This is a genomic window from Gloeocapsopsis sp. IPPAS B-1203 (genome assembly GCF_002749975.1).
In the GTDB taxonomy this organism is placed as follows: Bacteria; Cyanobacteriota; Cyanobacteriia; order Cyanobacteriales; family Chroococcidiopsidaceae; genus Gloeocapsopsis.
In genome coordinates, this window is record NZ_PEIG01000008.1 from 219,641 (window position 1) to 239,804 (window position 20,164).

The window sequence follows — 20,164 nt, forward strand, 5'->3', positions numbered from 1 at the left end:
AATTAAAACTTCACTAAGAATGACACACCGATCGCACCATAAAATGTCTCTAATTGCAAGTTACCTTGACTATCAATTGCAGTACCTTGATCTGAAAAAAGGCGAGTAATGCGGAAGCGATGGTAGTTTCCTAGCAATTCAGGTAGCGTAACGTAATGAACTTCCTCTCCTGTAAAAACCTCGCGGTCGAGTTCGTGTAAACTATGCCAAGGACATTTCATCAATTCGTGATGGGCATTATGATAACCAAAGTTTAAAAGTAGTAAATTCAACCACCAATAATGCTGCGAAATCACGTTAGAAAATGTATTGGTTTGTTCGTAGATATAATCGCGTTTCGGTAACGGCGAACCCACAGGAATAGCTTCATAAGTGTGTTGAAAAGCATCAACAAATCGCAGCACAGTAATCATCCCAACATAACTGAGAAAATAAAGTGCCACAGCTTTAAGAGAAAGCAAGGCTAATGCTATTAATAGCAAGCTGCGTAAAATAAGTATCGTAACGACACGTTTTTGTTCATCTTGTCGTCGGGGTTCCCAAAAAGGGGCTAAAATACTGCGCCATTGGAAGATAAAGGAAACAATCGGAAAATGCAACCATTCCAAGGCTAAAGTTACACGGCGGATAGGTGCAGGAAGTTGATGCATCCAGCTTGGCAAATCAAAAGAGGCAAAGTCTACGCGATTAATGTGATGAGCAATATGATCTTGAGTTAAATCTTTGAATCGAGCATAGCAGCCACCATTAAGCCAAAGCATGATATTACCACCTATGGCGTTCCACTTGCGCTCAGTAAAGATTGTGCCGTGCATAAACTCATGAGAGAGATATGCTGAAATAATCAGGCTATGGGTAAGTAGTATAACTCCTAAGGCATTGAGCCAAAAATTTGCAAGGAACAGCGCGATCGCACTACCGTAGCCACCTAAAGCATAAGTAATTGCGATCGCATTCCACAGATGCTTTTTATGATGCAAATAGTAAGAGGTGTCAACTGATTTTGCTTTGGCTGGAATGGTAGATCCCATAACAAGGCACGTGACTTGTACATATTATAACAAGTATAAGTGAGAGAGAATTTTGTTTTGTAATGAGAAATACAAACTAATAAGCTGCATATCAAACACGAATAGCAACTTTTCCCATCACTTGTCTCTGTTCAAGGTGGCGAATTGCGGCAGGGACTTCACTCAAGTCGTAGTATCGATCGATAAAGGGGACGATCTTGCCTGCTACCATCAACTCTCTCAATGTGACGAGATCCTTTTGATTAGGTTTTACAGCTAGACATTTTACCTTGCGGCGGCTGATTCTCGAAATCCCAGATCCAAGAAGCATTACTTGGAAAAATCGAGCGATAGATCCGCCAACCATGACGTAGGTTCCCTCAGGAGTCAATATTGGCAAATAGTCAAAAACTGAACGGTACGCTGCTGCATCAAATATTAAATCATAACGCTGCTCATTTTGGGTGACATCTGTTTGAGTGTAGTCAATCACGAGATCTGCGCCCAGCGATCGCACCATATCCATTTTTTTTGCGCTGCATACAGCAGTCACCTCAGCACCAAATGCCTTAGCAATCTGCACTGCGAAAGAACCCACACCGCCGGATGCACCAGCGATCAACACTTTCTGCCCTGACTGAATCTCACCTACATCTCGCAAACCCTGCAAAGCGGTAAGGGCTGCCCCAGGAACAGTTGCAGCTGCTTCAAATGTCGTGGCACTCGGCTTTAGCACTAATGCAGTTTCTGTTGCACAAACGTACTCGGCAAAGGCACCGAAACCACACTCAGACAAGTCTCCAAAGACTTCATCACCAGGCTTAAACTGCGTGACATCTTTACCAACGGCTTCAACTTGTCCTGCTATATCAAAACCGATGATCTTGATTTTTGGCTTGAGGACTCCCCCAAACATCAAACGCATGAAGAATGGAGTTCCTCGCATCAGATGCCAGTCACCAGCATTGACAGACGCAGCATGAACCCGCACCAGTACGCCATTGTCTGGCACAACCGGCTTGTCAACTTCTTGCAGACTCAACACATCTGGTGAACCGTATTTGGTGAGGACGATCGCTTTCATTTTGTCATTTTTGTTGTCCCCTGGTACGGGGATGGGGGTACTCGATGTTTTCATGACCTTCAACATTCTGACTTACACTGTAAGTTTAACTTACGCCGTAAGTTTGTCAAGATGAAAAGCAAACTCAAACCCTAGAATTTGCTTGTTCTGTGCGTTAAGAATTGATTCGATTAGATGGCTAAAAAAAACTCTCATACACCTCCCCCAACCTCACTAAATCGGGAAAAAGTACTGTACGCGGCTATGCGCCTAGCTGACGAGGAAGGCGTTGAATCACTCTCTATGCGGAAGCTGGCTCAGAAATTGGGCGTCAAGGCGATGTCACTGTATAATCACGTGACCAATAAGGACGATATCTTATGTGGCATAGTTGATATTGTAGTGAGCGAAATTGAAGTGCCTAGCCTTGAAACTGACTGGAAAACAGCAATGCGGCGACGGGCGATCTCGGCTCACGAAGTGCTGTTGCGTCATCCCTGGGCAACGATGGCGTTAATGTCACAGATGAATACAGGTTCAGCGATGTTGCGCTATGTAGATGCGACGTTGGGCTGTCTACACAAAGCAGGCTTTTCGTTTGAGATGGCAGATCGGGCGTGGAATGCGATCGATAGCCATATTTATGGATTTACGCTTCAGGAACTGAACTTTCCCCTCGCAACGACGGAGTATGCAGAGGTCGCGAAAAACTTTGTTTCATTCATCCCTGCGGATCAGTACCCTTACCTCAATCAGCTGACGCATCACGTCATTGAAGGTCGTTATGACGGTATTCATGACTTTGAGTTCGGACTTGAATTGATCCTCAATGGTCTGGATCAGTTTCGAGAACAGGTTTAATTAGTGTTTAGCTACCACTTCTGTGCGTGTGTTGCTTAACGATTTCTTGAGTATTGAGACTAAAATTTTTTGAAGGGCAACCAGGTTGACGTTTGGCTTCAAGATAATCTGCAATGAGTTCTTGCATTCTTTGTTGTCCAAACATGTGATAGTGTCCAGGGTAAACGATTTCGACGGGTAAATGCTGTAAGCGTTCGTAGGACGCGATGTAGGTGGAAATGTCGCTACCAGGAAGTTGATCGAGTAAGTCACCGTCGTAAACTATATCGCCAGAAAAAATTTCTTGGCTAAATGGATCGTACAAGGCAATGCATCCAGGAGAATGTCCAGGAAGATGTAGAATTTCAAAAGCGCGATCGCCTAAATCAATGACGTCGCCTTCTTGCAGTAATTGTGTTGGTTCTGCGGCTTGAAAAGTGTATTGTGTCGCAGTGAAACCAGTGTAAGGAAGTTGCGAAAAGTGTTCGTCGAGTAGCCAACCTGATTCAGGATTGCACAAAGCTGCGTGACAATCTCCATGACGTAAAGCTTCAGCTTCAGCGGTATGAATGGCAATATTGTCAAATTCATGAATTCCCCCCGCGTGATCGAAGTGGACGTGGGAAGCGATCGCCAGGAGTGGTTTATCGATTAAACTGGCAATATACTGACGCAGACTAGCAACGCCTAAACCTGTATCAATCAGTAAATCTTGCGTTTTTCCTTTAATTAACCAGATATTTGCTCGATTCCACTCCCAGTAGTGAATTTCGTTAATCCGATACAGGAGATCGCTAATCTTGTGCGTTGCAAACCAACTATCGCATATTTGTTTTGGATTCACAGGATTTTTCTTGAGTAGTAACGTAGTGGGGATCGGCAATTATTTTATAGCAGAGGTCACAAGACGCGCCGAAGCGCAGACCTACGGTTCAGGGTTAAACTTTAGTTAGGGAAATCACCATGAGCTTCTATAATGTCCTAACTCTATTGACTAGGGCTATCATTACCACGTTCCCCATTACTAGTTAGCTTTCAACAAAAAGTTTAAAAGATAAACGAGGTTCTAATCACGCCAATAACAACATCAGAGTTACGCGCATCATGATTTGGTGCGGTTAACCAAAAGACACCAGGAGTAATAGAGACATTATCAGTCAACTGATAGCGGTAAAAAGCTTCGAGATGTAAACCTGTGTCGCGATCGCTGCGTTGTCCATCGGGTAAGCCAATTGCTGAGGCTAAAATTGCATTACTTGTCCCTGTCAAGCGTGGTTGCATACCGACGACAATACCACCTGCGTTTCCTTCGCGGAATAAGTCAGGAAAGTGCAACGTTACCGCATAATTCCAGATATCTGCATCGCCTTTGATTTCACCAACCGCACGCGCCGCAGTGTAACCTACCCATCCACCCAATTCAAAGCCATCAAAAACTCGGAAATTCAGTTGTGCAGCATAAGTATTAGCAACGACTGGATTACTAAAATTATTTTCTGGATTATTAACATCATTGACAACAATCACTTTAGCCGGATTACTACCTGCAAGCGTGTCAACACCAAAACTACCTGAGTAAGCATTGAGATAGAATAAACCGACTTTGAAGCGATCATTGTTGTAGACTAACTGTGTAAACGCACTATAATCGCCATTGAACAATCCTGTATCTTCACCAGGGTTATTGGCTGTATCGAGTCCCCCTAAGTAACCAAAATCTAAGCTAAGTTCTGGAGTGACTAAAAAATTTGCCCCAATACCGGCTTGGTTTCCGATGGGGAAATACATGGGGTTAACTTGCCCAAAGTTAGAAACCGCACCTGTTGCAGTATCGACAAACGGACTAATCGGATCGGTAATAAAAGTAGGATCGGTACCACCTGCTTCTAAGTAGACGCGGAAGCGATCGCCTAGCGGAAACTGATACTGTAATTGAGTCGCAAGTACTTCACCACTTTGGGCAATACTACTAGGAGCGACGCGCGTTTCACCTGTGACGCCAAACCCGATAAAATCTTCTACAATTGTGGCATCTTGTCCCTCGCGGGTTCCTTGACTACCACCAAAAGTAGCCCCAGTGTCAAAGAGTCTTAAATTTGTTGCTTGCACGCGAGTTCTCAGGCGATCTTGTCCAGTAAAACTCGTGTCAAAATTCAAGCGAACGCGATAACCGAGAGTTGTATTATTAATGTCACCCGCAGTGTCACCAAAGGCATCACCAAGATAGGTAATGACTTCTCCTGCAAGTTTCGTTGTCGTAGAAAATTGATTTGCTTCAAGTTCTGCTGTTTGTGCTTCTAAAGCATCAACTCTCCCGCGTAAGCTAGCAAGTTCAGCTGCAAACTCTTCCTGTAATCTTTGCAAAATAGCTAGATCTTCTCGACTCAAACCGCTTGTTGCTGCGGCGATCAATTCGTTAACGCGATCTAGACACGCATTTAAGCCAGCAGCAAATTCATATCTTGTGAGTGCGCGATTACCACGGTATGTACTATCAGGATATCCAGCAATGCAACCATAGCGCTCTACTAATGACTGTAAAGCTTGAAACGCCCAATCTGTTGGCTGTACGTCAGATAGTTGCGAAACCGACGTTAGTTGTGTCATTTCTGATGGCGTAACTTCAGATCTTAGTGATTGAGATACGATGTTGTTTGCTTGATTAGCTTCTGAGGCGATCGCAACATCAGCAATTTGATACAATAAAAAATTAATTAAAACTACACTATAACTCGCTGTTTTACGTACCACTTTAGACACAGATTCTCCCCACATTCAATTAAACTTTGTCCTAGACTTATATATTTTTAAAAATATACATTTGTACATTAAATAAATGTATTAATTAATACTAAAGAATTAGAAAAATATGGGGTTATATCTTTGTATTTAATGTAATTCTTGATCAAGAACTAGTTAGTGTTTACTCAGGGTTTGCTGTGTGTCTAAAGAACGATAAAATATTGATTAAACCTCAATAATTACACAATAAAGTGGCAATTTTGGTAAACTTTTACTCAAATATTTAGCACAAATAGATTGGGATAGTCAAAAGTAAAATTGAGATAAACAGTCTTTATTCAAAAACCATATTCATAAGTGTTTAAACTAATAATGTAAAAAGACTAGCTACTGTCCCAAATAAGCAGTTAAAACTTCAGGGTTGTTTTGAATTTCACTTGGAGTACCAACAGCAAGATTGCGACCTTCAGCTAATACCCAAACGCGATCGCACAGTGACATAATGACGTCCATATTGTGTTCAATAATCAAAAACGTCATACCTTCCTGATTCCAAGTGAGAATGCGATCGCAGATTTGATTAATCAAAGTGGGATTGACGCCCGCAGCAGGTTCATCGAGTAAAATCAACTTAGGTTTTGTCATCAACGCCCGCGCCATTTCCAGTAGCTTTCGCTGTCCCCCTGATAGCGCCCCTGCATACTCATATGCCATATGTGCTAGCCCAACAGATTCTAAAAGCAACATTGCTTGTTGTTGCAGTTGACGTTCTTGTTTCTTAACTATGTAAGGTTGCAACTGTACTTGCCAAAAGTTTTCCCCAATTTGGGATTGTGCTGCTAGTAGCATATTATCCATCACCGATAACCGTGATAGAGTGCGAGCTACTTGAAACGTCCGTACCATTCCTTGTTGCGCAATTTTGTGAGTCTGTAAATCCTGAATCGGTTTGCCATCAAAAATCACGCGACCTTGATCTAGGCGAATAAAGTTTGACAATAGATTAAATAAAGTGGTTTTCCCTGCACCATTAGGACCAATTAAACCTGTAATACTACCTGGTGCTACACTAATTTCGGCATTGTCAACTGCCTTAATGCCACCAAAGCTTTTCACTAAACCACTCGCTGCTAGCAAATCCATAAACTCAATTTACTGCTGTACTTTTTAGAAGAGTAAAGTTCCAATCACGATCAATGCTTCAACCAACCTTTAACCCCAACCTCCGACCTTTACCATAAGTTGCACCTAGCAAAAATATTCCCACAACAAATAACCAAACCCCCCAAATTGTAAAACCAATAGGTGTCACTTCCCAAGTAGGCATTGATGGCATCACCGTTGCTAGCAACTCACTTTGTCCCAGAATCCACAAAGGTACTGTAAAAATACCCAGCCAAGCTACCCAAGATTTGAACAACGCAGACTTAAGCATGACAAAACCTACTCCTAATGTCCAAAAAGCAAGCAAAAATTGTCCGAGTTGTTCGCCAATAACAACACCGCCATATTGATGAACTGCTTGATAGACGACTGTAACCGTTTCCCGAGTTGTTGTACTAGCATCGGGATCGACATATAGGTTAGCCAAAATCGGAATCACAAACACCCAGCGCATAAGTCCAATCGATTGTAACAGTGCTGAAAGCACTCCCATCAAAGTGATAGCAGCAAGATAAGGAGTGTCTTTTCGTCTTAAAACCTGGTGTAGTAAAACACTGGTGGGGATAAACAGTAGTGCCAAAAGCGCAAAGGCAAACCAAGTTAAGATTAATTTTGTACCACCTGCATGAAAGCTTGTTAAAACCTTAGCTGTCGGTTGACGTAAGATATCGTCATACTCAAAAGTTTGCGCTAATAAGTAGTAGGGTACATTCAGCAAAACTGCAAAAAGAATTAATAAAATACCTGTTATCCGCACAAGCTGTAAACGGTTCATCACATTTACCTCACTGTTTTGGAAATTAATTTGACCAATACTTGATTAGCGATCGCTCTACTCCCAGCAGGTAAGCTAACCGTGCTAAACTTGCAATAATCAACTTCTGCACCAACATGAATAACGGTGGTGCAACAAGAACAAGATCGGCTTTTTGCATAATTACAGCAAGATGTAATATATTTGTTGGCATTCCTGCTTGATTTACTCTGCCATCATTGGCAAGACCGTACATTGCGCGAATAAACTGCTCAAATTGTCGTGGTGGCAGTACCTCTGAAACAAATATCACTTCATTGTTTGCAGAATTGCGAAAACTATGTGGCATTCCCGCAGGTACACAGACAATTTCTCCAGGTTGGAGGATCTTAATATTGCCTTTCGTTCCCAATTCCATTTCTAAAGAACCACTCAAAACTTCAAATGTTTCAGTAATAGAGTTGTGGTAGTGTAAAGGGCTGCCGTTGGCTTTGGGTGGAAGAACGTATTGAGCTTTGAAAGACTTGCCATCACTATCTTGAGTAGTACAAAAGATTGTCATGCGATCGCCTGTTATAGAATTAAGCATTGTGGATGCTTGCTGAGATTGAAGTGTTGATGTCATGTTTTAAAATTTCCTGTTGTCAATTTCAAGTTGGAACGTTTTGACCAACAATTTAAAGATATTCGGTTAATTGAAAGAGAAGTTGACCGCTAACGCCATAAAATTGACCGCATCTGCCGTTTTTGATTTTTATGAAACAGGCAATTTCAGTATTGCTCATTCGCAATTCAATTCAGTATGCAGCCGCCTGTGGTATCGATCCCCAAAGTTTATGTGCGGCGATTGGTATCAAGCCAAGTCTTTTAGAAATGCCTGATGCCTATGTTACAGGAGAAGTCGATCAGACATTGTGGCGCGAACTAGTTCAGCAGACTGGCGATCAAAATATTGGTTTACACATTGGTGAGAAATTCAATCTAGCAGCGATCGGTATTTTGGGTTATGTGTTATTCAATTGCCAAACTTTTGGACAAGTCCTTAATAAGCTTTCCCGTTATCTGTGTCTTATCAGTCAAGGAGTTGAGATTAATTTTACTGTTTTGCAAACACAAGTTTTATTTGAATATCATGTCATAAGCGATTGGAAAAACTACCTCCTAGAAGAACCCCGACAACCAATTGAAGTCAACTTTTCAGCATTACTTACAGCAGCTAAAACTCTCACAGGTTACTCTTTACATCTACACGAAGTTTGGTTTCAATATCCTCAGCCCGCAGACATCACTGAACACCAACGAATATTTCAATCGCCTATTTTATTTTCCCAGTCAGTAAATCGCTTAATCTTTGATGCAGCTTACTTAAATTTGCCCGTTTTATCATCTAATTCATTACTTTTATCTACATTTGAGGAACACGCTACAGTGATGCTTGATACTATTAATCAAAAGAATATTTATACTCAACAAGTAGTTCGTGAAATTACTCACTGCTTGCAAGGTGAAGTTCCTTCACTTGAGGCGATCGCCCGTAGCTTAGCAATGAGTGTCCGTAACTTACAACGCGAACTTCACTCAGAAGGTACTTCTTACCAACAACTACTCGACGAAACTCGCAAAGAGTTGGCAATGCGGTATCTCAAAAAACAAGATGTGATGATTCACGATATTGTATTTCTGCTAGGTTTTTCAGAACCGAGTGCATTTCATCGCGCCTTCAAGCGTTGGACAGGAAAAACCCCTAGGGAATATAAATTAAATGGGTAAAAATCAACGTAAATTCAAGGCTGGAAATTGGACATAATATCTATTACTCCGCTTTTATTTCCCTAACGTCAATTCCTCTTTCTTACCCAAAATTCCCTGCGGACGCCACAGCATCAGTAACATCAAAATTAAACCAATCACCATAATCCGAAATGCACCTAAGCGCGCTTCATCCAAAGGAAAAATTGCGGGTAAAGCAAAGCGTGTAATTGCATCATATGCCCAGTAAATCACCGCACCTAGTAGCGTACCTACATTGTTGCCCGCACCACCTAAAATAACCATTGTCCAAGCATCAAAGGTAATCTGTGGTTGAAAATTATCAGGGTAAATCGTTGTTAATTGCCATGCTAACAATGCACCCGAAACTCCGGCGATCGCCCCTCCTAACATCAATGCTTGCAACTTGTACCAAAATACGTTTTTTCCTAACGCTGTCGCCACATCCTCATCTTCTCTAATAGCTTTTAATACTCTTCCCCAAGGCGATCGCACTAGCACTTCTAGTCGCCAAAACACCAACGCTAAAATCACAACCGATATTAGCATCAACCCAGCATTTGCATAGTTCGTGTAGTTATACAGCGCGATCGTACCCGCAAGATACAACACTAAAATCAACCCCACCGCCAAAATTCCCAACATCAAACGCGAGATAGAAAATTCTTTTTCTTTTAACTTTTTCTGTACAAAGGTACTTCTGCGCCCCTTTCCTACCCACTTCCACAAACGCCAATAACATACTCCAACAACTAGTGTTAGCAGCCCAATCATACCCAATCTTGTTAGTAAAGTCGGGTCAAAACTTGCTAGTGGTAAAGGATAACCTTGTAACCCAAATGAACCTGGTGTAAAACCATTTCCAGTGGGTAAGTCTTGATTGTTGACAACTAATCGTAGTAGTTCAGATACACCAATTGTGACAATTGCAAGGTAATCTTGGCGCAAACGCAGCGTAGATAAACCAATAATTAGTCCCAGCAGTGCGGCAGTACCTGCTCCAGCAAGTGTGGCTATAATTAAAGGAACACCGTGCAAGGTTAATAAAACGGTTGTGTAAGCACCCATCGTCATGAATGCGACATGACCAAAGTTAATCAGCCCAGTAAATCCCCACTGCAAATTTAAGCCTAAACTAAATAAAGCAAAAATAGCTGTCGAGATGATTAAGAAAATCAGATAACCAACCCAACCTGATAAATTCTCGAACATATACTTTAGTGACAGCCCGTGCAAAATGCTTGTTGATGGTGAATTTTACAGCATTGCTAGCCAAATGTGTTACGAGTTAGGCATGAATACAATCAATAATCTCACTGTAGAGGGCTGAACGTTTATAGTTGAACACTTAAATTAAACTGGTGTGATGATAACGAGTAAGTTGAGATTTTCTATGAACGCTGCAACACTGTGGCAACGTTACCAAGACTGGCTTTATTACCACGAAGGTTTGGGATTCTATTTAGACGTCAGTCGCATGAGCTTTGATGATGCTTTTGTAGCGCAATTACAACCCAAGTTTGAAAAAGCGTTTCAAGATATGGCGGCTTTAGAGGAAGGCGCGATCGCTAATCCTGATGAAGATCGCATGGTAGGTCACTACTGGTTGCGTAATCCTGATCTTGCCCCAACTTTAGAAATCAAACAAGATATTACGCAAACGATTGAGCAAATCGAAACTTTTACCAAAAAAATTCTTAGCGGTGCAATTCACCCGCCACAAGCCCCGCGATTTACCGATATTCTCTCAATTGGTATTGGTGGTTCGGCATTAGGACCGCAATTTGTTGCTGAAGCCCTCGCCCCAGATTTTCCACCTCTGGGAATTCATTTTATTGACAACAGCGATCCTGCAGGAATTGACCGCGTTCTCACACGCTTGCGCAACCGCCTAGCAAGTACATTGGTGATTGTGATTTCTAAATCAGGTGGAACGCCAGAACCGCGTAATGGAATGCTCGAAGTTAAAAGAGTTTATGCAGGGCAGAATTTAGATTTTTCTCACTATGCGATCGCCATTACCACTCCTGATAGCAAATTAGACCAACTAGCGAAAACTGAAAAATGGTTAGCAACCTTTCCTATGTTCGACTGGGTAGGCGGACGTACCTCGGAAATGTCGTCTGTTGGCTTGCTACCTGCTGCCTTACAGGGAATTGATATTCAGGCAATGCTAGCTGGGGCTAAAGAGATGGATGATGCCACTCGCGTACCCGATATTAAACAGAATCCAGCGGCTTTACTTGCACTAAGTTGGTACTACGCTGGTAACGGACGCGGTGAAAAAGATATGGTAGTCCTACCTTACAAAGACAGCTTACTATTATTTAGCCGCTACTTGCAACAGCTAGTCATGGAATCGCTGGGTAAGGAAAAAGACTTGGATGGCAATGTTGTCAATCAAGGAATTGCGGTTTATGGCAACAAGGGATCAACCGATCAACACGCCTACGTGCAGCAGTTACGCGAAGGTGTACCGAATTTCTTTGCCACCTTTATTGAAGTTTTAGAAGATCGTCAGTATGGTTCCCCAGAATTAGAACCAGGAACAACATCCGGTGATTACTTATCAGGATTTCTGCAAGGAACCCGCCAAGCCTTGTATGATAACCACCGCGACTCAATTACTGTAACGATCCCGCAAGTTAATCCGCGCACGGTAGGAGCACTGATTGCACTGTACGAGCGCGCTGTTGGTTTGTATGGTTCTCTCGTCAATGTTAATGCGTATCATCAACCAGGCGTTGAAGCTGGCAAAAAAGCTGCTGCTGCGGTCTTGGATTTACAAAAACGTATATTACAAGTTCTCGAAGACGACAGTCGATCGCTTTCAATCGCAGAACTAGCAGAAAAAGCTCAAGCAACTGACCAAATTGAGACAATTTACAAAATCCTGCGTCATCTTCACGCTAATAAACGTGGTGTCATCTTAAATGGTAATTTCGGCGATCCCAGTAGTTTAACTGTGACGATTAATTAGCGCTCTTCAGTTAGCAATTAGCAATGAGCTTTTTGCTAACACTTATTTTTGTGTCTTTACCATACTTTGGTCTTTTTTGTTCATTTGTAACAACTTTTTATAAATAAGTGACTTAGACTAGAAAGTAAGTCTTGAAATCTATGGGTGCTGATATGAGTTCAGTCAGGGGTGTAGAGATTCATCCGTTATCAGCAATAAAAGGGGGTATGACTGAGTTTTATACCCCTCAATCGAGCCATGAGACAATGCTGGTGCAAATTCCACCAAAAACAATTGACGATCTTTTTGTGCACAAAACACAAACTGACCAGCTATTAGTTGTTAAAGGTAGTTTTGTACTAGTAGTGTTAGTAAATCGTCATTATCAATACATACCCTTGAGCGATCGCAAACCTACGGTAGTAAAAATTCCTCCTGGAGTGTTGCATGGAGCAATAAATCTGTCATCTGAACCTTGTGTATTAGTCAATGCGGTATTACGTCATCGTCCAACAGTTGAAAAAGATTACCAACCGCACAAACCACCGTTTCCTTATGAGATCGACACAGTAAGGGCGATTTTGGCGTTGGAGTCACAAGTTAATCGGGCGATCGCATAGTAATAGCGATCAAAAAAATTTGGTCGCTAAGACTGAAATTGAGAATGTGCATAAATGGCAAGTTGAGCACGGTTGCGCAGCTCAAGGCGATTGAGTAAATGATTTACATGGGTTTTAACGGTTCCTTCCGAAATGTAAAGCTGTTCAGCAATGTCACGATTGGTGCAACCTCGCCCAATTAGCTGCAATACTTCTTGTTCCCGACGAGTTAGCTGAGATTGTAGCTGGCTAGGTACTAAAGGAGCCTTAGTTGCTGGAATACCCGCAATCAACTTCTCTATAAGTTTGGGAGCAAGTTGCGTGTAGCCACGATGAACGAGACGAATTGCTTGTGCCAACTCTTCTGACGGCATATCCTTGAGTAGATATCCTTTTGCACCCGCTCGTATAGCATCTGAAATGTACTGATCGTCATCAAAGGTAGTTAAAACTAATACACTAATGTTTGGGAACGCCTGACAGATGAGGCGGGTTGCTTCTCTCCCGTCCATAAGAGGCATTTTCACATCCATTAACACAACATCTGGTTGCAGCGTAGTGACTTGATCTAGGGCTGCTTTGCCATTGTTGGCAATTCCAACAACTTCTAAGTCTGGCTCTAGGCTTAACATAGCTTTTAAACCCTGGCAGATAAGAGTCTGATCGTCAACCAACAGCAGGCGAATCATGTAGTGTGCTCCGAAACGTCTAATAATTTAATACACGAGCGACGTTTCTGATTAAGTAATTTCTGTTATTTTGAAATCATATCATCTCCGGTTAAATAATCAGAATAACAGTATTATTACGGTGTTATTAGTCACTAGTCACCTTTGTGGAAAGATTTTGTGCTGCGACTTGTGTCGGCAGGCTAACAATGATGCGACAACCACAACCAAGGGCTGTTTCCAGGCGAAAATCTCCGTCTAGTGCCGCTACTCGTTCTTGTATTCCTTGCAGTCCAAAGCCGCTAGTATCAGCCGTTACATCGAATCCCTGACCGTTATCTGCGATCGCTAGATGTACCACATCTGACGTTGCTTGCAGTTGAAGTTGAACTTGGGTAGCTTGTGCATACTTGCAGATATTAGTCAAGGCTTCTTGGATAACTCGATAAAGTGTTTTCACAATTTGAGGTGACAAATCTGCTTTGACATCAATATTGCTTGCAGTCTCGATTCCTGTACTTCGACGAAAATCTTCCACAAGAGCAGCGATCGCCTCTAAAGAAGGTTCGGCTTGAGCATCTGCCCGCAGTGCATTTACCGATTGACGCACCTCTTGCATTGCCAACTTTCCCAACCGTTGCGCGTGTTCTAAAAAGGCTTGTGCTTGATCGCGATCGCGCTGCCAAAGCTTTGCAACTGTTTGCAGTTGAATGTTCAAGGTTGTCAGCGCATGACCTAAGGCATCGTGAATCTCGCGGGCAATGCGATTGCGTTCTTGTACTGCTGCTAAGTCTTCAACTTGCAGCGCATACTGCCGCAGTTGTTTATGCGCAAGTAACAGTTGTTGCTGGGTTTGGCGCTCTGCTAACAAAGTGTTGACCAACTGCGACACTAAAAACAGCACTAGCCCAAACATCAAAAATTCGGCAATTTGGTGCATCAAAATTCGCTGTAACTGAACATCAGGCAGTATCAAAGGCAGAAACGTGCTGAGATATTGCATTTGATGTACTGCAAACAAAATTAAAGACAAACCTGCAACAATCCAGCGTCCTGGTGGCTCGAATAAAAAGCAACTCCGGATCATCACAATCACATACAGCGTGGGCAAGATGTGCAAGTATCCCAAAATTGTCCCGCAAAATATCAAACTAATCTCAATCGCGGTGTAGACATACCGCATGAAATTGCTACCACTAGGCAGCATTAACCCCATCAACCCCAACAAAGCTAAGATCAATAGATGCTGTACCGGAATACTTTGCCGCTCCCATGCTTCAAACACCGCCATTGCGGTACAGCTAGCAAGCATCGCCCATTCTGTGTAGAGCAAGAATCGGAAGGGAGTAGGTTGGAGTGGCGACAGAAGCATAGGTATCCTTGCTAAAGTTGAGAGCTTATTTTATTAATACTGCGAACAAGCTTGAATGAGTGATTGCAAAGGAATTTTTCAAACTTTGGTTGCAGACGTTGCGTGATGTTGATCAAAAGATAGAGTAATCGGGTCAACGAAAGTTAGAGTTGTTGTCATGATTTCGTTGATGTGGAATTCAAACTTTCTTTAGACGCTGAGCCAGGGTTGAGTTGCATAAGATTAGGTCATCGAGCAGAACGCAAACGCACTTGTTAACTGCTCGCACCAGAAAAGCAATTTGATTTATCTAAATTAAGGAATAACTCATCATGGTACAAGTAGTAGGAACTGCTGGTAATGACGCACTGATTGGGTCGAATGGAGATGACCTGATTCAAGGACTTGCGGGTGACGATCGCCTCAGTGTTGTCCAAGCGTTTATTAATCAACCGAATGGAATTGTGAATCTAGGCGATCCAGGCAACGATACCCTAGATGGTGGTGTTGGCAATGATACAATGACGGGTGGAATTGGCAATGATACATATATTGTCGATAGCGTGGGTGATACAGTCATTGAGTTTTTCGGCTCAGTCATTGATCCTGAAAGTGGTGGCATCATCGAAGGTGGCAATGATACTGTTCGGGCTTCGGTTGGTTTTACCTTGAGTAATTTTGTCGAAAACTTGACGTTGACAGGCACTGCCAAGATTAATGGTACCGGCAACGAACTCAATAACGCGATCAGAGGAAATGGTGCTAATAATACGCTGAATGGTTTAGCAGGCAATGACACGCTGATTGGTGGCAATGGAGTTGATATTCTCAATGGTGGTGCAGGTAACGACCAACTCTCCGGTGGCAAAGGCAATGATGTCTTAGTAGGCGGTGCAGGTGCAGATCGCTTCTTATTCGATTCTGGTAAGTCGTTCCAGCGCAGCGACTTTGGAGTTGATACCATTCGTGACTTTGTGACAGGAACCGACAAGATCGTTCTGGATCAAACCACATTCGGAAATATCACGGTGAATGATATTGAGATTGTCGCTAATGATGCGATCGCTGCTACTAGCGATGCATTAATTAGCTTTAGCCTTGGCTCGGATCGCGTCTTCTTCAACCAAAACGGTGTTCAAACTGGCTTTGGTACAGGTGGTGCTTTTGTCCAACTGCAAGGACTCCCAGAAATTACTGTTAGCGACTTTACAATTCAGGTGTAAAAATTGTTAGAAGGGGCGAGGAGCGAGGGGAAAATATAAAAACCTAGCCCTGTTAATTAGAATTGTGATGTCCCCGATTTTAATCGTGGAGTAGGAGAAAAGGTATCTAAAATGAGATCCTCACTTTTAAGCATGGGGGTGTCTCACTCCTCGCTCCTCTTGAAGTCGTCGCTAGCTGTTAAAGTAGTAGAGCAATCCTATCTAAGTTATAAACTCTTTTTTGCACCAAACCACACCAGCGTATTGCCAGCACAATGTTAGCCGCAGGCGGTAGGATCTAAAGGTCTCAAAGAAAAGACTTCACAAACAATTTAGGGTTGCTATGCTATTATTCTGGCTTAGTGATGACGTTTCTTTACCACTACCCAACGTTATATCCTGGTGTTCTTCTCAAACGCTACAAGCGCTTTTTTGCAGATGTGCAGTTGGAGTCTGGAGAAGTTGTTACAGCACATTGTCCGAATACTGGACCAATGACGGGCATTTGTCAACCTGGTAGTACTGTGCAAGTATCTTATAGCGACAATCCAAAGCGATCGCTTAAGTACACCTGGGAAATGATTCTCGTCAATGATAATGAGCCTACTTGGGTAGGTGTTAATACGAGTTTACCTAATCGGATTATCAAACTAGCGCTAGAACAAAATCTGTTTCCTTTGGGGAGTTACAACAAGATTCGTTTTGAAGTTCCCTATGGTACAGATAAAAAAAGTCGAGTAGATTTTGTTTTAGATGGCGATTGCGCTTCGCGCAGCACCAGAGGCGATCGCACAACTTATATTGAAGTAAAAAGCACAACTTGGGTAAACGGGCGAACTGCGTTATTTCCTGACACCGAAACAACACGCGGACAAAAACATCTACGCGAACTTACGGCATTAATACCAGCAAACGATGCGGTGATGTTGTACTTTATCAATCGCGGTGATTGTACTGCGTTTGCACCTGGAGATGGTGCCGATCCAATTTATGGTCAATTATTACGGGCTGCGATCGCACTTGGGTTAATAGTCTTACCGTGTCGCTTTGAAATTACTCCTGAAGGTATCAGCTATTTAGGATTAGCAGAGTTAAGAGTTTAAAAAAATACCAATTACCTATTACCCATTACCACTTTCACAAAAAAGTCGAAAGTACAAAAAGTATTCCTAAGTGCCAGAATACCAGGTTGACAGCGATACCTGTGGCAATTCCGGCGATCGCCCAGCGTTTTTGATGTTGCTGAAAGTGTTCAATACTTTGCCAACGACGACTTTTCCACGCCCATTCATTACCTTTAACACCAAGAGCGATCGCCATCCAAAACCCCAATACAGGAACCCAAGACAAAAAACCAATCCACACGCCATTTGAAATTAACCAAAAAGGTGCAAGTAAAAATGCACCCCAGTTCCAACCTTGAATTTCTTCTGGTACGCAGATTGAGGTATCAAATAAACCACCTTTACCAGAGTTATTCACCACAGTAGTACTAACAACAATCCCCGATTCTAATGCAGCTAAAGCTTGACGTGCAGAATTGAATCGTTTTTCTACTGCTGGTTCTGTGATTTTCTGCAACCAGCTAAGCAGACTAGAGCTACAATTTACCAAGTCAGCAAATTGAAAATGTAAGTTGTGCTGGGGTAAATCTGCAGGTGAAGTACCAGTAAGTAGATGAATTAAAGTTGCACCCAAAGCATAAAGATCAGATGCAGCAACAGCTTTCCCGCCAAATTGTTCTAAAGGCGTATAACCGTCAGTGCCAACGACTGTAAATGTCTCACCGAGATGTGTATCATATTGAACTGCACCAAAGTCAACTAAATATACTTTCTCATCGTTACTCCAGATTAAATTACTCGGTTTGATATCGCGATGGATAAGTGGCGGATACAACTCGTGGAGATATACGAGGATGTGTAATACTTGTGCAGCAATTTGACGAATTTGCGATTCACTCAAGCATTGTTGCTGCCATTGTTGTAGTGATATGCCAGGAATATACTCTTGAACTAAAACATAAGCAGGTGATTGTGCTTCTAGCCAGAATGCGTCTCGATATTGGGGAATTTGAGGATGACTGATGTGCTGTAAAACTTGGGCTTGGCGTTCAAATAGTTTTAATTCTTCCCATTCTGTCACATGACTAAAAAACAGTACTTTTACAATCACACAAGTGGTTGGGTGTGTGCAATCAACTGCTAGCCAAGTTTGCTTGCTTCGGCAATTCTTCAGCTTTTCCTGAAGTTGGTAGCGCCCTTGTAAAAGTTGTCCGCATTGCAGCATGAAATTGCGATTCCTTAAAGCCCCTTCTCTAATTTAGTCAAAGTGAGAACTATGCAGTAACGATTTTGTGTATCTCTACCAAGGTAATATCTCACCGTTGCTGTGCCAAAAAATCCCTGTATTTTCCAACGTTAATTGATCAATTCGCGTTAACAATCCTTGTACTGAGGCTTCCGCTGTAATGCCATTGACTGTAAAATTCGTCATGCGAGTTTGCACTAAGCCTGGATGTAAAATAGCTACAGCAATGCTTTGTGGTTTGAGATCGTGGGCAAGCGATTTACCTGCCATAGATAGTGCCACTTTTGACATCCGATAGCCGTAAGATCCACCAGAAGTATTATCTGCAATCGAACCCATCCGGCTTGTCATCAATACAACCTTTGCACCAGATTTTAGGCGAGGAAGCAATACTTGAGTAACCCGCAATGCACCAAGCGCATTAACCTCAAACTGTTCTCGAATACTATCAAAGTCGAGATGTTCTAATGTAACGCGCTTGATAATACCAGCATTGTTGATTAAGACATCAATCGGGGTTTCTCCTAGTCGCTTGTGCAAATCTGCAACTGAAGCATCAGAGGTAATATCAATACCTTCTTCTAAACGAACTCCTAACGCCTTTAACTCATCCGTTGCTGTTCGACAAACTGCGATCGCACTATCCCCGCGCTGCTGAAGTTGACGACAATATTCATAACCAATACCGCGATTTGCCCCTGTCACTAAATATGTTGCCATAAGATGCTTATACTGCGATGACCCTTTCTTATGTTAGGCGATCGCACTCTATAACCTCATTCATCCACTTTCCTTCTAGTTGCTTTAATCCGCGATCGCTTATTTTTACTATCAAGCCGTTTTTGCTGAGAAAGATACGATGGCTTAGTGGGTTTACGCTTTTTAGGGATAACCATGACACTTTGAATCAAATCTTGCAAGCGTTTCAGTGCTTCCTCACGATTTTGTTCTTGGCTGCGATGTTCTTGTGATTTAATCACAATCACGCCGTCTTTTGTAATGCGTTGATCGCTTAGTTGCAATAATCGTTCTTTATAGAGATCAGGTAATGAGGAAGCTTGGATATCAAAGCGCAGATGAATTGCTGTCGCCACCTTATTGACATTTTGACCGCCCGCCCCTTGAGAACGAACGGCACTCACTTCTATTTCGCTATCAGGAATAGTGACTGTTTTAGACACTTGTAGCATAGTTGATCTGTATTGGCGTTAAAGAGCATTTGAAAAAGAGAAAAGCCTGTACAAGGTAGGTTATCAACACAGAAAGCGTGACAACCTGATAAAGCTTTATACAAATGCTACCTAAGAATGCGAGTGCAAATGAATTCACCGCCAAACAAACATAGACGCAAAGCGGTGAACAGCGCGTTGGGCGGCTGCGCCGACTTGAAGCGACTGCGAACCCGAAGGGCTTCCCGTAGGGTAGTCCACGGAGGTGGACTCAGATTGAGAATTGCAAACACATCGCTATAATCTTGACCAATAAATTCATTGGTGTCTAAACTAAACCGATTGAGATGACAATTATCTTAGGTTGCTTTATATTACCTAGTATTTGTCTTGCAGCAGTTGAATGAGCAAAGATCGCCACGATAAATACAGCTACTACAATTAGAATAAAACGCCCAAATAACCTTGCTTTCCAAAACTGTAAAATACTTTCCAGCGCTCGACTTAACAAACAAAGCTGGGCAAAAGCGATCGCCCTCATGCTGTTTAACCTGCTCATGCTT

General features: G+C 42.4%; 20 protein-coding genes. 6 read left to right on the plus strand and 14 right to left on the minus strand.

The window, feature by feature from the left end; translation table 11 throughout:
- Positions 1-2 precede the first annotated feature (2 nt).
- Together CSQ79_RS16010 and CSQ79_RS16015 are read right to left on the minus strand one after the other, a co-directional pair.
- Entirely contained in the window at positions 3-1,031 is a 1,029-nt protein-coding gene (locus CSQ79_RS16010) for a fatty acid desaturase (protein WP_099702166.1), read from the minus strand.
- A gap of 91 nt (positions 1,032-1,122) precedes the next feature.
- The gene (locus CSQ79_RS16015) at positions 1,123-2,148 is read right to left on the minus strand and encodes an NAD(P)-dependent alcohol dehydrogenase (protein WP_099702167.1); all 1,026 of its coding nucleotides are present in this window, start codon (positions 2,146-2,148) and stop codon (positions 1,123-1,125) included.
- A 120-nt stretch (positions 2,149-2,268) separates the two neighbouring features.
- Between CSQ79_RS16015 and CSQ79_RS16020 the strand changes: the two genes are divergently transcribed.
- Complete coding sequence (locus CSQ79_RS16020; protein WP_502693934.1) at positions 2,269-2,934, plus strand: TetR/AcrR family transcriptional regulator C-terminal domain-containing protein; 666 nt, start codon at positions 2,269-2,271, stop codon at positions 2,932-2,934.
- A gap of 7 nt (positions 2,935-2,941) precedes the next feature.
- Here CSQ79_RS16020 and CSQ79_RS16025 read toward each other — a convergent pair whose 3' ends face one another.
- The 5 genes from CSQ79_RS16025 to CSQ79_RS16045 all read right to left on the minus strand — a co-directional run bounded on the left by CSQ79_RS16025 (position 2,942) and on the right by CSQ79_RS16045 (position 8,198).
- Entirely contained in the window at positions 2,942-3,757 is an 816-nt protein-coding gene (locus CSQ79_RS16025) for an MBL fold metallo-hydrolase (protein ID WP_099702168.1), read from the minus strand.
- Between the two features lie 203 nt (positions 3,758-3,960).
- On the minus strand, positions 3,961-5,673 hold the full coding sequence (locus CSQ79_RS16030) for an iron uptake porin (RefSeq protein ID WP_099702218.1): 1,713 nt from the start codon (positions 5,671-5,673) through the stop codon (positions 3,961-3,963).
- Positions 5,674-6,042: 369 nt separating this feature from the next.
- Complete coding sequence (locus tag CSQ79_RS16035) at positions 6,043-6,798, minus strand: ABC transporter ATP-binding protein (RefSeq protein WP_099702169.1); 756 nt, start codon at positions 6,796-6,798, stop codon at positions 6,043-6,045.
- Between the two features lie 58 nt (positions 6,799-6,856).
- Positions 6,857-7,594 (minus strand): DUF4386 domain-containing protein, encoded by a 738-nt coding sequence (locus CSQ79_RS16040; RefSeq protein WP_099702170.1) that lies wholly within the window; start codon positions 7,592-7,594, stop codon positions 6,857-6,859.
- 25 nt (positions 7,595-7,619) lie between these two features.
- Positions 7,620-8,198: a cupin domain-containing protein gene (locus CSQ79_RS16045; RefSeq protein WP_099702171.1), complete on the minus strand. Its 579-nt coding sequence runs from the start codon at positions 8,196-8,198 to the stop codon at positions 7,620-7,622.
- Positions 8,199-8,329: 131 nt separating this feature from the next.
- Here CSQ79_RS16045 and CSQ79_RS16050 point away from each other — a divergent pair, with 131 nt between their 5' ends.
- Positions 8,330-9,343: an AraC family transcriptional regulator gene (locus CSQ79_RS16050; RefSeq protein WP_099702172.1), complete on the plus strand. Its 1,014-nt coding sequence runs from the start codon at positions 8,330-8,332 to the stop codon at positions 9,341-9,343.
- 54 nt (positions 9,344-9,397) lie between these two features.
- On the opposite strand, the gene CSQ79_RS16055 is transcribed toward CSQ79_RS16050, so the two are convergent.
- Positions 9,398-10,555, minus strand: coding sequence for a branched-chain amino acid ABC transporter permease (locus tag CSQ79_RS16055; RefSeq protein ID WP_099702173.1), 1,158 nt, complete (start codon positions 10,553-10,555; stop codon positions 9,398-9,400).
- Positions 10,556-10,736: 181 nt separating this feature from the next.
- On the opposite strand from CSQ79_RS16055, the gene CSQ79_RS16060 reads away from it, so the two are divergent.
- Entirely contained in the window at positions 10,737-12,323 is a 1,587-nt protein-coding gene (locus CSQ79_RS16060) for a glucose-6-phosphate isomerase (protein ID WP_099702174.1), read from the plus strand.
- Between the two features lie 152 nt (positions 12,324-12,475).
- On the plus strand, positions 12,476-12,922 hold the full coding sequence (locus CSQ79_RS16065; protein WP_099702219.1) for a cupin domain-containing protein: 447 nt from the start codon (positions 12,476-12,478) through the stop codon (positions 12,920-12,922).
- A gap of 26 nt (positions 12,923-12,948) precedes the next feature.
- Here the strand turns inward: CSQ79_RS16065 and CSQ79_RS16070 are convergent, their stop codons facing one another.
- Both CSQ79_RS16070 and CSQ79_RS16075 read right to left on the minus strand, forming a co-directional pair.
- Positions 12,949-13,590, minus strand: a complete 642-nt coding sequence (locus CSQ79_RS16070; RefSeq protein WP_099702175.1) for a response regulator — start codon at positions 13,588-13,590, stop codon at positions 12,949-12,951.
- Positions 13,591-13,717: 127 nt separating this feature from the next.
- Complete coding sequence (locus CSQ79_RS16075) at positions 13,718-14,941, minus strand: sensor histidine kinase (protein WP_099702176.1); 1,224 nt, start codon at positions 14,939-14,941, stop codon at positions 13,718-13,720.
- A 311-nt stretch (positions 14,942-15,252) separates the two neighbouring features.
- Between CSQ79_RS16075 and CSQ79_RS27870 the strand changes: the two genes are divergently transcribed.
- Positions 15,253-16,143, plus strand: coding sequence for a calcium-binding protein (locus tag CSQ79_RS27870; RefSeq protein ID WP_099702177.1), 891 nt, complete (start codon positions 15,253-15,255; stop codon positions 16,141-16,143).
- A gap of 344 nt (positions 16,144-16,487) precedes the next feature.
- A complete protein-coding gene (gene sfsA / locus CSQ79_RS16085) occupies positions 16,488-17,225 on the plus strand; it encodes a DNA/RNA nuclease SfsA (RefSeq protein ID WP_099702178.1) in 738 nt (245 codons plus the stop codon).
- A gap of 34 nt (positions 17,226-17,259) precedes the next feature.
- On the opposite strand, the gene CSQ79_RS16090 is transcribed toward sfsA, so the two are convergent.
- The 4 genes from CSQ79_RS16090 to CSQ79_RS16105 form a co-directional block, all read right to left on the minus strand.
- Positions 17,260-18,411, minus strand: coding sequence for a serine/threonine protein kinase (locus CSQ79_RS16090; protein ID WP_099702179.1), 1,152 nt, complete (start codon positions 18,409-18,411; stop codon positions 17,260-17,262).
- Between the two features lie 75 nt (positions 18,412-18,486).
- Positions 18,487-19,152, minus strand: coding sequence for an SDR family oxidoreductase (locus CSQ79_RS16095; RefSeq protein ID WP_099702180.1), 666 nt, complete (start codon positions 19,150-19,152; stop codon positions 18,487-18,489).
- 56 nt (positions 19,153-19,208) lie between these two features.
- Entirely contained in the window at positions 19,209-19,622 is a 414-nt protein-coding gene (arfB, locus tag CSQ79_RS16100; protein WP_099702181.1) for an alternative ribosome rescue aminoacyl-tRNA hydrolase ArfB, read from the minus strand.
- Positions 19,623-19,929: 307 nt separating this feature from the next.
- Positions 19,930-20,160 (minus strand): hypothetical protein, encoded by a 231-nt coding sequence (locus CSQ79_RS16105; protein ID WP_143755462.1) that lies wholly within the window; start codon positions 20,158-20,160, stop codon positions 19,930-19,932.
- Between the last annotated feature and the right edge of the window lie 4 nt (positions 20,161-20,164).